Raw genomic sequence first — 14,306 nt, 5'->3', positions numbered from 1 at the left:
TTCCCTTGCCTGCAAATCATCTTCCGTTGCCTACAAATCATCTTCCGTTACCTTCAAAAGGTCTTCCTCTCCCTACAAATTATCTTCCGTTGCCATTAAACCTATTTCTGACTGCATCGAAGGTGCTTCTGAGTTCCAATTACAATCTTCGGATAGCTTGGCAGGTAAGTTTTACATTTTATATTACCTAAAATAATTCAGTCTGATTTCTCTTTTACGACGTTTGTGTGTTCGCGTGAGGGATAGGAATAAGCTACCGAAGTAGCATGGATAGCCCGACCCCGTTGTGAAAAGGGGCTGTATACCCGATGCTATAAGAAGCCCCTTTTCTCAACGGGGTCACGCCCAAATATTCCTTTAAATAGATAAATAATTTATTTCTTACAAAATAATTGTATTTTAGAAGCTGTGAAATCGTTTCGGTTTCGAATAAAAAACAATTTCAATACATGAAAACATTACAATTCCCCTTAACAAAAATTACTATAATCTTTATTTTAGGGATATTATTCTCTTACTTTCTTAAACCAATTCCATCGGTAGTATTCATTATGCTTGGTATAAGTACGCTGTTTTTTATAGGAAGTTATTATGCATTCAAGTCAAGTTCAAAATCAGCTTCCCTCTTTGGAATAACAACGTACCTCCTTGCCTTTTGCGTCGGTGCCACAACACTAACTGTTCATACAGATTCTCTTCAGCAAAACAATTATACGCATTACAGAAACGTCTTTGATACGACTCATACTTTCACGCTTACCTTGAGGGAGAAATTGAAAAACACGGCTTTTAATAAACGTTATATTGCTCAACTAAATTCGATTGATGGAGAAAAAACCTCTGGCAGAATTCTGCTGAACATTTACAAGGACAGCCTAACTGATTCTTTTATCATTGGAAATCAATTGAAAATAAATGGTTTATTAAACCAAAATACGGCTCAAAAAAATCCAAATCAATTTGATTACTCAAAATATCTGGAAAATAAACAAATTTACGCGCAACTGTATGCGGTTCCAAATGAGATACAAATCGGTTCGAAAATTGAGAAAGACATTTGGTATTATACCGCTGCCTTACGAACTAAGATTATTCGAAATTTAGAAAAAAGTAAATTTAAAACTAAAGAACTCAATGTTGCTGTGGCTTTAATTATGGGGCAACAACAAGATATTGACCCCGAAATTACACAAGACTATCAATATGCGGGAGCTGTTCATATTCTATCCGTTTCGGGATTACATATTGGATTCATACTCCTTTTTGTTACTTTTCTTCTGAAACCTTTTCCAAATACCAAAAGAAGTTCTTTTGTAAAACTAGTCATTATACTTATCTCTTTGTCTCTTTTTGGGGTTTTGGCAGGTTTGGCACCCTCGGTTGTGCGATCTGTAACCATGTTTTCATTTGTAGCCATTGGGCAATACTTACGAAGAAGTACTAATATTTATCATACTTTACTGGTTTCGATCTTGCTTATTTTATTGTTTCAACCTTCCTTTTTATTCGATGTAGGTTTTCAGCTAAGCTACGTAGCGCTGTTTTTTATAATGTGGTTACAGCCTTTATTTGCGAATATTTGGAAGCCAAAAAATAAAATTGTCTACTACTTTTGGGAGATACTAACGGTTTCCTTTGCGGCACAAATTGGTACTTTACCACTTAGTATTTATTACTTTCATCAATTCCCTGGATTATTCTTCATTACGAATCTAATTGTGATTCCGTTTCTAGGTTTCATAATGAGTTTAGGAGTTCTTGTAATGCTTTTGGCAGCATTCGACTGGGTGCCTTTTTACCCAGCAAAAACTCTGGAATTAAGTATTTATTATTTGGATAAAATAATTGGTTGCATTGCCTCATTGGAACAATTTATTATAAAAAACATTCCTTTAAACCTTCCTCTTTTGATAAGCTGTTATCTGGTAATTATTACGCTGATTATTGCATTCCAACAGAAAAATATAAAAAGTGTATTCGGAGTATTAACAGCTATTATAATTCTTCAATTATCATCTATTGGTACCAAATGGGAAGTTCAAAATCAAATTGAATTTATTGTTTTAAATACTTCCAAAAAAACACAACTCATAGAACGGAATGGAACTAAAGCAACTATATATACTAATGATGCAATCCTGAAAAACAGTAAAAACAATACTTTGCTAGCATCTTATCTCACAGCTAATTTCTGTACTTTAGAACAGCAGTCTAAATTGAAAAATCTAATTTATTTTAAAGGCCGTAAAATACTTTTGATTGACAGTTCGAAAGTGTATCCCACAAATATTCATCCTGACGTTTTACTATTGATACAATCCCCTAAGCTCAACCTTGACCGACTGTTGCAAACTATAAAGCCAAAAATCATTGTTGCAGATGCATCCAATTATAAATCAATTCAAAAAAAATGGGCAGCTACTTGTTCCCAACAAAAAATCCCTTTCCATTCAACGAACGAAAAGGGATTCTATAAAATTAATTAAGCTTTACTTATGCTTTTTAGTTTTTGCCTTAGCGGTAGAAACAGGTTTTGGAACAAAAGGTGCTGCCGTAGCAATCCAAGCAGCAGGGCCACCAGCGACATAACCAGTACTTCCTAAACCTTCAAAATTAGTTTTCCCGTCTTTGACTGTTGCTCTTGCAAAATAAACTGTCGGGAAACCTTGTATTCCGAACACTTGTTGCAATTCGTTGTTTTGTTTTTTAACAATTGAGTCTTGCTGCGTTCTTCTAGGAAAATCTAATTCTACAAGCACAACACTTTCTTTGGCCCATTTACTAAATTCAGGTGTTGTAAGCACTTCCTTCTGCAAACGAATACACCATCCGCACCAATCACTTCCTGTAAAAAACAACATTAATGGTTTTTTCTCTTTATTTGAAACTGTAATAGCTTCTTTTACATCAGTGTACCATTTTAATTCTTGAGCTTGAGAAACACTTATCCCAATAAAAAAGAATGCAATTAAAACTACTTTTTTCATCTATTCTATTTATTAATTTTTTTAGCAGAGTCAAATTTATAAAAAACTAAACTTTATTAACTCAAAAACATATTTCTTATTTGCAAATTTATACAAAAATAATACCAAAAATTGTCGGCTACTTTACTTCTTGCATTAATTTTCTAATTAATGGTGAAATCGCAATCAAAATCACACCAGCAATCAAGGAATAAATAGCCAATTGATAATACCCGTCTGTATAGGACTGCAACTTAGACATCAAAGTAGTTCCGGTATTTGATTTAGAAATTTCGGCACCCAATTTCCCTGCAAATAGTTGACCAAATGCACTTGCCAAAAACCACAATCCCATCATCATCCCGAAGAGTCTTTTTGGTGAAAGTTTAGTGATAATCGACATTCCAATGGGGCCTAAACAAAGTTCACCAATTGTGGTTACCAAATAAGCAAATGTGAATACATTCAAGGAAGTGATTCCGTTAGCATCTGCAAAAAACTTAGTGTAATAAAAAATATAAAAAGAAGCAGATAAAAATAAAAATCCAATACCAAATTTAATCAAAGTATTAGGCTCTATTTTCTTTTTTGCTAACCAAAGCCAAAGCAATCCTACTAAAGGACTAAAAACAACAACAAACAAAGTATTTGAACTGTTGTTTACCGCATTAGGATCAATCCTGAATCCAAGTAAATCATAACTTAAATTGTCTTTAGCAAACAAAGACAATGAACCTCCACTTTGCTCAAAGATTGCATTAAATACTAAATAAAAGAAAATGAAGGTAAAAGCCGCTATCATCTTTTTTTGCAACTTTACATCTCCCAGCTTTATCACTTCGTATGTAAAATAAACTACCGCGATTATACCAATTGTGTACATGAAATAATCGGTATAATCGGTATTTTTTACCATTATAAAAATAAATGGAATACTTAATAACGACCCCAAATAAACGGCTATTTCTCTAAGTTTTCTTTTAGTTGGTTCCAAATGTAGCAATGGAGAATCCCCAATTGGCCCAAGATGTTTTTTGGTAAACAAAAAAGTAAGCAATCCAAACATCATGACAATAGCTGCAGAAAGGAAGCACAATTGCCAAGAGTAGTATTTACCTAAATAAATGCAAAGGATTCCTCCAAAAAAACCACCAATATTAATTCCTGCATAAAACATTCCGTAACCTGCATCTCTTCTATGATCACCTTCATGATAAAGTTCACCAACCATCGAAGAAATATTTGGTTTAAAAAACCCTGTTCCAATTATAGAAAATGCCAAACCGTAATAAAACATTTGCTGTGGAGCAAAAGCAATAAGTAAATTTCCCAGAATCATAACGATTCCCCCGAAAAACAAAGATTTTCTAAAGCCTAAAATTTTATCTGCAAAAATACCTCCAATAAACGTAAAGGCATACACAAATGCCTGAATAGCTCCGTATTGTAAATTGGCAGCACCATCTTTAAGCAAAAGCTGATCTACCATAAAAAAGGTTAAAACCCCTCGCATTCCGTAAAAGCAAAACCGCTCCCACATTTCTACAGTAAACAAGTACCACAATTGTTTTGGATATTTCCCTTCAAATTTTTGTATTTGTTCTAAACTTAAATTTTGTTCCATTATAAATTTATTTTTTTAAAGTAGGTAAATAAAAAACATCATCTTTTTGATTGAATCAAAAGGATGATGTTTTAAGTATATTTTTATTTCATTAAATTATCTGACACCATGCATCATTTTTTTCAAAAGTGGCGTTAATGCAAATAATAACAATGCCGCAAGTCCAGTCAAACTCACAAAAACCATGAAGAATTCAAATAAGTTGTGAATTTCAAAACCTGCAAAAATAGGGTTATGATCCATAATTTGATGTTTATCTAATAATTGCAATTGCTCTGCAGTAGGCTTTATCGTTTTGTCTAATACTGCTTGCAAATCAATTCCTAATTCTTTTGCTTTCGTAAATTTATCTCCAGTTGCTGGCAATATCGATCCTAAAGTTCCTGCTAAAGCATATCCTGAGGCATTCGACAAGAAAAACACTCCATATAATAAAGAGGAGAAACGTTTTGGTGATAATTTACCTACCAATGACAATCCTATCGGTGACAAACACAACTCTGCACAAGTATTCAATAAATACAATAAAATCAACCATTTTACAGCCAACAATCCTGAACTTCCTAAATCTTTTACCTGATTGGCGATCATAAAGAAACTTATAGCAATTATTAATAATCCGAAAGCCAATTTTACAGGAGAAATTGGTTCTTTGTCTTTAGCTCTTAGTTTATCCCATAACATACTGAATGGAACTGCTAAAGCGACAACAAATAATCCATTAAAAATCTGAACCATTGATGCTGGCATCTGCCAACCAAAAAAGTCTCTATCCGTTTGGTTATCCGCAATAAAAGTTAACGAAGAACCCGCTTGCTCGAATGCTGCCCAAAAGAAAATAATAAAGAATGAAATAATATAAATAACCCAAATTCGGTCTTTCTCTACTTTAGTTAATGAACTGTCAGATAAAATTAAACCCGCCAAAGTAATACCACAGGCATAAATAATTGGGTAAATAATTGTTTTAACAACATTGTCTCCATCTACCGAAAAATGGAACAAAAAGAACATTCCAACAAAAGCTACTACAGAAACTAATAATGCTTTAGTAGAAAAAACTGCACTTTGAGCTTCTCCTTCTTCATAATCAGATGATTCGTTTTTAGAAGGTAATCCTCCTAATGGTCTACCTTCTGGAGTAACCACATATTTGTTTTTCAAGAAATAAAATACCAATGTTCCTATGGCCATCGCAATCGCTGCAGCAAGGAATCCCCATTTGAAAGCATGAATATCTCTAATTCCTTCCGTTTTTACATCACCTACTAATGGGCAAATAAATTGACCTAAAAAAGCCCCTATATTGATTCCCATATAAAAAATGGTGAAGGCAGTATCCAATTTAGTTTTTTCTTGTTTTGGATACAAACTTCCAACCATACTGGAGATATTCGGCTTAAAAAAACCATTTCCAAAAATGATTACACCCAAACCAGAATACATTATTGCTGTTGCTAACCCTATATTATCACCAAAAACACTGGCACTGGTAAATAATAATAATTGCCCTATAGCCATTAATAATCCACCCAACATGATACAGTTTCTATTTCCAAAAAAACGATCTGCAATAAAACCTCCCAACATTGGAGTCAAATAACAAAGTCCTAGAAAACCTCCATAAATCAAAGAAGCATCTTCTTCCTTCATTAATAAGGAATTAACTAAAAACAAGGTTAATAGGGTCCGCATTCCATAGAAGTTGAAACGTTCCCACATTTCGGTTCCAAATAACACCCAAAGCCCTTTTGGATGTGCAGTTTTCGTTTGATTTTCAGTCATTTTTTTGGTATTTGTGTTTGGTATTTATGAATTATGTTATAAATTTTCTTTTATAAAGTTAGTCATTTTATTATATAATTGAATTCTAGTTTTCCCTCCATAAATTCCATGATTTTTATCTGGATAAATCTGAGAGTCAAATTGCTTATCAGCCTGAATCAAAGCTTCCATCATCTCCATTGAATTTTGTACATGTACATTATCATCACCAGAACCATGGATTAATAAAAACTTCCCTTTCAATTTACTAACATGATTTATTGGAGAATTTTGATCGTATCCTTTAGCATTTTCTTGTGGAGTCTGCATATATCTTTCTGTATAAATACTATCATAAAAACGCCAGTTGGTAACTGGAGCTACTGCAATAGCCATTTTGAAGACATCGGCTCCTTGAAAAATACAATTTGATGCCATAAATCCACCAAAAGACCAACCGAAAATTCCAATTCTTGAAGCATCAACATAAGGATAAGTTCCTAACACTTTAGCAGCATCAATTTGATCTTCTACTTCGTATTTACCTAATTGCAATTGCGTTACCTTTTTAAAATCTGCACCTTTATAACCCGTTCCTCTACCATCAACACAAGCAACGATATAACCTTGTTGCGCCAACATCATGAACCAATAATCATCTGCACTATTCCAATCATTATTCACTTGTTGTGATCCTGGACCAGAATATTGATACATAAAAACAGGGTATTTTTTTGAAGCATCAAAATCTTTAGGCTTCATAATCCAAGCATTTAATTCGTTGCCTTTAGCCGTTTTTAAAACAAAAAACTCTTTAGACGGTAAATTATAAGACACTAATTTTGATGTAATTGCCTGATTATTTTCAACAACTTGAATTTCTTTCCCTGCTTTAGATTCATTTAACGTATAAGTAGTAGGTTGAGAAGTACTTGAGAAAGTATTAATGAAGAATTGGAAATTAGGACTAAAAGTAGCCACATTTGTACCCGTATTTTTAGACAAACGTACTTTGTTTTTTCCGTCTAATCCTATACGATACACATCTCTGTTAATAGAACCATTTTCTGTAGATTGATAATAAATGGTTTTTGTTTTTTCGTCGAAACCGTAGTATGAAGTAACTTCCCAGTTTCCTTTTGTAACTTGATTTTTAAGTTTTCCTGTTTTATCATACACATAAATATGATTAAAACCGTCTTTTTCACTGGTCCAGATAAAACTGTTATCTTGTAAAAAAGTAAGATTGTCAGTATCTACAAAATCTACATATGCTTTGTCTTTTTCGTTCAAAACTACTTTAGCTGTTCCAGTTGTAGCATCAACAAACAGTAAGTCCAAATTATCCTGATGACGATTGAATACTTTTGCAGATAAAACATTCGCATCATTTGTCCATTCTATTCTAGGTATATAAAAATCTGTGTAGTTTCCTAAATTTATATTTTTGGCAGTATTTGCATTTACATCATATATATGCAACGAAACCAAAGAATTTTTTTCTCCTGCTTTAGGATATTTGAAAGTTTCAATCGTTGGATACAAACTTTTTTGAAAAATAGACATTGAAAATTCAGGGACTTCACTTTCGTCAAAACGTATATAGGCTACTTTTTTACTGTCTTTACTCCAATCAAATGCCCGTACAAAAGCAAATTCTTCTTCATAAACCCAATCCGTAATACCATTAATTACTGCATTTTTCTTTCCATCGGTAGTAATCGCTGTTGATTTTTTGGTAGCTACATCATAAACATATAAATTGTTTGCTGCAGCATAAGCAATTTTAGTCCCATCAGGAGAAAAAGTTGGTTCTTGTACCTTAAAATCAAAAAGCTTAGTTAGGGTTTTAGTTGTAAGATCATATAAAAAATAATCTGCAGTAAAAGAATGGCGGAAAATTTTATCCGAATTACAAGCTATCAATATCTTTTTTTCAGAAGCATCAAACGTATAACTATCAATTCCGTAAGCAAGCGCTGCAAAATTTTTGGTATCAATTAAGTTTGATTCCTTTTTTAATGTTGCAAAATCATAAAGGTCGATTTGCATACTTCTCGTTGCTTTATTAAAATTCAATACAGTATATTGATTGGTATTTTGTAATGATTGCAACTCGGCCATTCCATTAAGACTAAAAGCGCCTGTAAAAATCTCATCAACCGTAATTTTTTGCTGACCAAATACAGATATGCACAAAAAGAAAAGTAACGCAGTAATCTTATTCGAATTCATAATATAGATAAAGTTATAAAAGCGACAATTTTAGTGAAATTTTTACAAATAAAACACTATTGCGCTGTTAAATGTTATAAAAAAATATTTTTAACAGTCCACATGAATGTTTCACAATAATTAAATAAAGGTCAATCATTGTTCTTATAAAATATGTTATATTTAAAATTTCACACAAAACACCAATAGAAAGTATTTTTTTTTATTCTATGTGAACGAATATGTTATTAGTGATATTCTTAAACAAGAATCTCCATTTTATCGAACAAAATAAAACTTCTCATTTTAAAATTTAGTCTGATTTAATTCAACAACATCAATCCAAAAATAAAATAAATGAATGTGTATCTTTGCTGTAATAAAGCCATAATTTATACTCTATGAATAACGTAGTTGCCGGATTTTCTAAACTATCCAAAGAAGAAAAAATAAACTGGATTGCCAATCACTATTTTTCAACTCCAAGTGAGGCTGTCACATTACTAAAAAACTATTGGAATGCTGATGAAAAAATCCAAAAACTGCACGATGAATTCATAGAAAACACTATATCCAATTTTTATATTCCACTTGGAGTAGCCCCTAACTTTCTGATAAACGAAAAATATTATACGATTCCAATGGCTATTGAGGAAAGTTCTGTCGTTGCTGCTGCTTCCAAAGCAGCTAAATTTTGGTCAACCCGGGGTGGCTTTAAAGCAACAGTTCTTAATACTGAAAAAATTGGACAGGTTCATTTTATCTATAAAGGAGACACTTCAAAATTAGCTATATTCTTTTCACAATTAAAATCTAAATTATTCGATTCTACCGAAAACATCACCAAGAACATGCAAAAACGTGGTGGTGGTATTTTGGATATCATACTGAAAGACAAAACTGATTTACTACCAAATTACTACCAGCTTCACGCTACTTTCGAAACAAAAGATAGTATGGGGGCTAATTTCATTAACTCCTGTTTGGAAGTATTTGCCAAAACATTAAAGGAAGAAGCTTCAGATTTCGAACTATTTTCAGAAGAAGAAAAAAATATAGAAGTCGTTATGAGCATTCTTTCAAATTATGTCCCTAATTGTATTGTTCGTGCCGAAGTATCTTGTCCTATCGAAGATTTAGTCGAAAAACACATTGAAAATCCACACGAGTTTGCTGCCAAATTTATACAAGCCGTTCAAATTGCCGAAGTAGAACCTTTCCGCGCAGTAACCCATAATAAAGGAATCATGAACGGAATTGATGCGGTTGTCCTAGCTACTGGAAACGATTTTAGAGCGATTGAAGCAGGAGTCCACGCTTACGCTTCAAAAAATGGTCAATATTCCAGCTTGTCCCATTCCAAAATAGAAAACGGAATTTTTAGTTTTTGGTTGGAAATGCCATTAGCTTTAGGAACAGTCGGAGGTTTAACATCACTACATCCTTTGGTAAAACTATCATTAGAAATGCTAGAAAAACCTTCTGCTAAAGAACTAATGCAAATAGTAGCAGTCGCTGGTTTAGCCCAAAACTTTGCTGCTTTGCGTTCCCTCACTACTACTGGAATTCAGGATGGTCACATGAAAATGCATCTAAATAATATTCTCAACCAGTTTGAAGCCAATGAAGAAGAACGTATTTTGACCAAAAAACACTTCAAACACAATATAGTTTCACACAGCGCAGTAGTTGATTTTTTAGAAAAATTAAGGAACTAATTAATTTTTTCAGGAGCTATTCCCGCTATCCGTTACAATCTTTTGTCTCGTTAAAAAACGAGACAAAAGGATTTTCACTACTATCGGGGCTACAATAAACAGAACGATTTTCAGGAAACATAGATTCTTTTTTATTTATTCTTTTTCAAAATGAAAAAAACCTTTTACAGCAACGGCAAACTTTTAATAACTGGAGAATATTTGGTTCTTGATGGTGCAAAAGCATTAGCCTTGCCAACAAAATTTGGCCAAAATCTTGTCGTTGAAAAAAGTAATAATCCAGAAATAAAATGGATGAGTTATGATGCTGATGAAAGTATTTGGTTTAATGAAACTATTCCTATTTCAACTATCACCTCCAAAACTACTTTAGAATCTGAATCTATAAAAAACACCTTAATTACTATTTTAAGAGTTGCCCATCAGCTCAATCCAAATAAGCTATCAACTTCTGAAGGATACATCGTTACTACACAATTGAGTTTTCCAAGAAAATGGGGACTTGGCACATCTTCTACGTTAATAAACAATATTGCTCAATGGTTCCAAATTGACGCCTTTACATTGCTTAAAAATAGTTTTGGTGGCAGTGGTTATGACATTGCCTGCGCTCAAAATAATTTTCCTATTTTATATCATCTTGAACAGCAAAAACCCATTGTTGAAATAGTCAAATTCAACCCTTCTTTTACAAAAAATATATACTTTGTTTATCTCAATCAAAAACAAAACAGCAAAAGTGCAATAGCCTCTTATAAAGAGAAGAAAAATAATTTAGAAGCTCAAAAAGAAGTTATAAACCAAATAACGCTAAAAGTTTTAAACGCAGAAAATGAAACCATTTTTGCAAAACTATTAGAAAATCACGAAAAAACTTTGAGTACTATTCTAGAAACAAAAACAGTCAAAGAAACTTTATTTCCAGATTTTAACGGGACCATAAAAAGCCTTGGCGCTTGGGGTGGTGATTTTGTATTGATTATTTCCGAAGAAAACCCACAGTCATACTTTTTAGACAAAGGTTATGAAACAATTATTACGTATAAAGATATGATTTTGTAAATTATAACAGAAAAGGCATGAAAAACATCAAATGAAAACATTTAATTAATTAGCTTTTTTGCTTTTAGAATATTTTACAGATTCTATAAGTTGAATTGTATGATCTGCTTGTTCATTTGATTCTATAAGAGTATTGTGCAAACGCTCCGCCATTTTTTCAATACTAATTGTAATAGAATCACAAACTAATTCCATCCTACGATGTTTCTCTTCTTTTACAGCTCTTAAAACATCTTCAACAAATATTTTATCATATTTCTCTGCAACAGAGTCTCTCGTATTAGTTAATCTAATAACTGCATCATTGCTAAAGATAGTAACTCTAAAATGTTGTTCTTCATTACTTAAATAATATTTACCTCCTAATTCGTCACAATTAATATCTGTAACGCTAAGTTTCAATAACTCTGTAATTATTCCAAAAATATGATTTTCAATTTTGGAATACACTTTAGGCTTTTTTCTAAAAAAACTAAACATACAAATTATTATTAATTAAAATATTTAAGCAATACATTTTCATTTATAAAATAAAATTATTAATATGGAGATAATTTCTACTAAAATCCGATGACAAATTAATGCTAATTTTTCTTATAACCCAAATTGTTTAGATTATATACCAAAATAAACTTTTAACAGCATGATTTTACAACAATAAAATACATTTTCATAATTATCTAGATTTTGCATTATAATTTAACCTCAAACTAAAAACTATATTATTAGATAAACACAATCAAAATATTCAAACAAAAAGCCCGATACTCGCAGTTTAAAAGTATCGGGCTTTTGTTATTCAATTAATTACTGTTTAGTAATTAAAATCTTTTCTGTTATCTTGAATATCAGCATCTTCTTTTAAAGCAGGCAATACTCTGTTAGCCTCTGATGCGCTTTGTGTTTTTAATTTAGCAACATTATCCGCATAGCTTTTCAAAGCTGGTGCTTTTACTGTACTTGTATTTTTTACAACATAAATCCCAGTAACTCCTTCGATTGGTGCTGACACTTTATTAGCTGCCAAAGCAAATGCGTTTCCAACAACTTTAGCTTCTTGACCAACACCTCCAGGTAAAACTGGATTTTCTAAAGTAACATTTGCTGCTTTTTGAACAGTAGAACCTGTTGCTTTTGCAATAGCTTCTAATGAGCTTCCTGTCATTTTAGCTTTTAACAATTCAGCTTTTTTCTTGTTTTTAAGAATCGACTCTACGTATGGTCTTGCTTGTTCAACTGGAACTAATCCAGAATTATCAATAGACTTCACTTTTGCAATTACATGACCTAAGTTAGCAACTTCAAATCTTTTAACAGATCCTTCTTTAGTATCTTTCTCAAAAGCCCATCTTACAATAGTTCTTTGAGCTCCTAAAGGTCCAAAATTTTCATCCATTGCTTTTACTGAAACAGCTGGTGCAACAGTAAGAGCTAAATCTTTCGCAACTTTATTAAAATCTTTATCAGCAACAGCCATTTCAAATTTAGTTGCTTGCTCAAAAACTTTATCAGAAGTAGCTTCTGAAGCTTCAATTTTTTGAGCTACAGTTGCTAAACGAACACCATCTTGTTTGTCTGTAATTTTAATAATATGGTATCCAAATGGAGTTTCTACCAATCCAATTTTTCCAATTCCGTTATTGAAAACAAAATCATTAAAAGGCTTTACCATTTGATTTTGTCCAAAATAACCTAAATCGCCTCCTTGTTGAGAAGAAGAATCATCAGAAGCTGTAAAAGCTAACATCATGAAACTATCTGGATTTGCAGTTACTTGAGCTAAAATAGCTTCAGCTTTTGCTTTTGCTTCTTCTTTAGTTCTTTTTTCTTTTTTATTAGGAACTTGAGTTCCTTCATAACTAATAAGAATATGACTTGCTTTAGCATTTACACCTGCTTTTTTTCCTAATGATTTAGAAATACAGTAATATTTACCAAAAACATAAGGTCCGTAAATTTCTCCAGGTGCTAAGTTGTATAATTTATCAGCATCTACAGCTGGCAAATCTTTTTTGGCTACATAAGAAGAATCGTAAGGTACATCAGAATTTGAGTTTACAAATTCAACTACATTTTTAGTGTTTTTAAATCCCGCTAAAGTATCATTTTTACCACTAGCTTGATTATAAACAACACTTCCAGACAATAAAGAAGTAAGTTTAGATTTAACATCATTAATATCTGCAGGAGAAGCTTTATCTTCAACCAAAACATACTCTACATTACGAGTTTCATCAGACTTGAATTTTTTCGGACTAGCTTTCATGTAATCCAAAACATCAGCATCAGTAACTTTTACTTCACTATCTTTAATTGTCGAAAACAAACCTGCTACATAATCAAAGTTCACTTTGTTTGCTCCTAATTCGTAATTAAATTTTCCTTCGCTTTCAGTTGTATAAATACCACCTTTAATTAAAGTATTGTAGATTTGAAATTTTGCATTCAATTCTGCATCTTTTTCTCTATCTTTTAGATATTGAGCCTGTTCAGGGTTTGATTTAAAATACTCTTTAAATTTAACGATATCAAACATACCAGCAGCATTCAAGAACATTGGATTTTTACCAATATTTTGATCAGCTGTAAGAACATCCATGATATGCTTTTCTCCTACTCTTAATCCTAATTTATCAAATTCAGCAGATAGCAAAGCGATAGTCACCTCTTGATCCCATACTCTTCTAGAAGCTTCTGTAGAAGAAATTCCTTGTCCACTTTTCTCAACATTACTTACTTTAAGTCTAAAGTCTTCAAATGCGATATCCTTTCCATTGATGCTTCCAACATCTTTTGAGCTTTTACCAAAATTCCCTTTCGTAAAAAGATCTTGTATGATAAATGAAAATAATGCTAGAGCAATAACTCCAATCATTATAGCGGAATGTTGTCTAATTTTTGATAAAACTGCCATTGTATATTATTGTTTATTTTAAAATTTTGTTTGCGAAAATACAA

At 32.1% G+C, this 14,306-nt stretch carries 9 protein-coding genes; 3 read left to right on the top strand and 6 right to left on the bottom strand.

All coding sequences use genetic code 11. From position 1 onward, the window contains the following. Window positions 1-449: 449 nt before the first annotated feature. Entirely contained in the window at window positions 450-2,486 is a 2,037-nt protein-coding gene (locus tag CLU82_RS10990) for a ComEC/Rec2 family competence protein (RefSeq protein WP_100843137.1), read from the top strand. Between the two features lie 3 nt (window positions 2,487-2,489). Here CLU82_RS10990 and CLU82_RS10985 read toward each other — a convergent pair whose 3' ends face one another. From CLU82_RS10985 to CLU82_RS10970, 4 genes are all read right to left on the bottom strand, one after another. Beyond that, entirely contained in the window at window positions 2,490-2,987 is a 498-nt protein-coding gene (locus CLU82_RS10985; RefSeq protein ID WP_100843136.1) for a thioredoxin family protein, read from the bottom strand. Window positions 2,988-3,105: 118 nt separating this feature from the next. Next, on the bottom strand, window positions 3,106-4,590 hold the full coding sequence (locus CLU82_RS10980; protein WP_100843135.1) for a peptide MFS transporter: 1,485 nt from the start codon (window positions 4,588-4,590) through the stop codon (window positions 3,106-3,108). A gap of 96 nt (window positions 4,591-4,686) precedes the next feature. Next, on the bottom strand, window positions 4,687-6,375 hold the full coding sequence (locus CLU82_RS10975) for a peptide MFS transporter (protein ID WP_100843134.1): 1,689 nt from the start codon (window positions 6,373-6,375) through the stop codon (window positions 4,687-4,689). Between the two features lie 36 nt (window positions 6,376-6,411). Beyond that, complete coding sequence (locus CLU82_RS10970; RefSeq protein WP_100843133.1) at window positions 6,412-8,589, bottom strand: S9 family peptidase; 2,178 nt, start codon at window positions 8,587-8,589, stop codon at window positions 6,412-6,414. A 380-nt stretch (window positions 8,590-8,969) separates the two neighbouring features. Here CLU82_RS10970 and CLU82_RS10965 point away from each other — a divergent pair, with 380 nt between their 5' ends. After that, window positions 8,970-10,286, top strand: coding sequence for a hydroxymethylglutaryl-CoA reductase, degradative (locus tag CLU82_RS10965; protein ID WP_100843132.1), 1,317 nt, complete (start codon window positions 8,970-8,972; stop codon window positions 10,284-10,286). Between the two features lie 150 nt (window positions 10,287-10,436). After that, entirely contained in the window at window positions 10,437-11,348 is a 912-nt protein-coding gene (locus CLU82_RS10960; RefSeq protein ID WP_100843131.1) for a GYDIA family GHMP kinase, read from the top strand. A gap of 45 nt (window positions 11,349-11,393) precedes the next feature. On the opposite strand, the gene CLU82_RS10955 is transcribed toward CLU82_RS10960, so the two are convergent. Together CLU82_RS10955 and CLU82_RS10950 are read right to left on the bottom strand one after the other, a co-directional pair. Continuing rightward, the gene (locus tag CLU82_RS10955) at window positions 11,394-11,828 is read right to left on the bottom strand and encodes a hypothetical protein (RefSeq protein ID WP_100843130.1); all 435 of its coding nucleotides are present in this window, start codon (window positions 11,826-11,828) and stop codon (window positions 11,394-11,396) included. A 334-nt stretch (window positions 11,829-12,162) separates the two neighbouring features. After that, the gene (locus CLU82_RS10950) at window positions 12,163-14,262 is read right to left on the bottom strand and encodes a peptidylprolyl isomerase (protein WP_100843129.1); all 2,100 of its coding nucleotides are present in this window, start codon (window positions 14,260-14,262) and stop codon (window positions 12,163-12,165) included. Between the last annotated feature and the right edge of the window lie 44 nt (window positions 14,263-14,306).

It is taken from the genome of Flavobacterium sp. 5 (genome assembly GCF_002813295.1).
Taxonomy (GTDB): Bacteria; Bacteroidota; Bacteroidia; order Flavobacteriales; family Flavobacteriaceae; genus Flavobacterium.
The sequence above is the reverse complement of the archived record's forward strand: the minus strand, read 5'-3'. Positions and strand labels throughout refer to the sequence as shown.

Excerpts from the sequence above, each read along its gene's own strand:
- CLU82_RS10990 (WP_100843137.1), top strand. The coding sequence starts at position 450 with ATGAAAACATTACAATTCCCCTTAACAAAAATTACTATAATCTTTATT.
- CLU82_RS10960 (WP_100843131.1), top strand. The coding sequence starts at position 10,437 with ATGAAAAAAACCTTTTACAGCAACGGCAAACTTTTAATAACTGGAGAA.
- CLU82_RS10985 (WP_100843136.1), bottom strand. The coding sequence starts at position 2,987 with ATGAAAAAAGTAGTTTTAATTGCATTCTTTTTTATTGGGATAAGTGTT.
- CLU82_RS10955 (WP_100843130.1), bottom strand. The coding sequence starts at position 11,828 with ATGTTTAGTTTTTTTAGAAAAAAGCCTAAAGTGTATTCCAAAATTGAA.
- CLU82_RS10975 (WP_100843134.1), bottom strand. The coding sequence starts at position 6,375 with ATGACTGAAAATCAAACGAAAACTGCACATCCAAAAGGGCTTTGGGTG.
- CLU82_RS10980 (WP_100843135.1), bottom strand. The coding sequence starts at position 4,590 with ATGGAACAAAATTTAAGTTTAGAACAAATACAAAAATTTGAAGGGAAA.
- CLU82_RS10965 (WP_100843132.1), top strand. The coding sequence starts at position 8,970 with ATGAATAACGTAGTTGCCGGATTTTCTAAACTATCCAAAGAAGAAAAA.
- CLU82_RS10970 (WP_100843133.1), bottom strand. The coding sequence starts at position 8,589 with ATGAATTCGAATAAGATTACTGCGTTACTTTTCTTTTTGTGCATATCT.
- CLU82_RS10950 (WP_100843129.1), bottom strand. The coding sequence starts at position 14,262 with ATGGCAGTTTTATCAAAAATTAGACAACATTCCGCTATAATGATTGGA.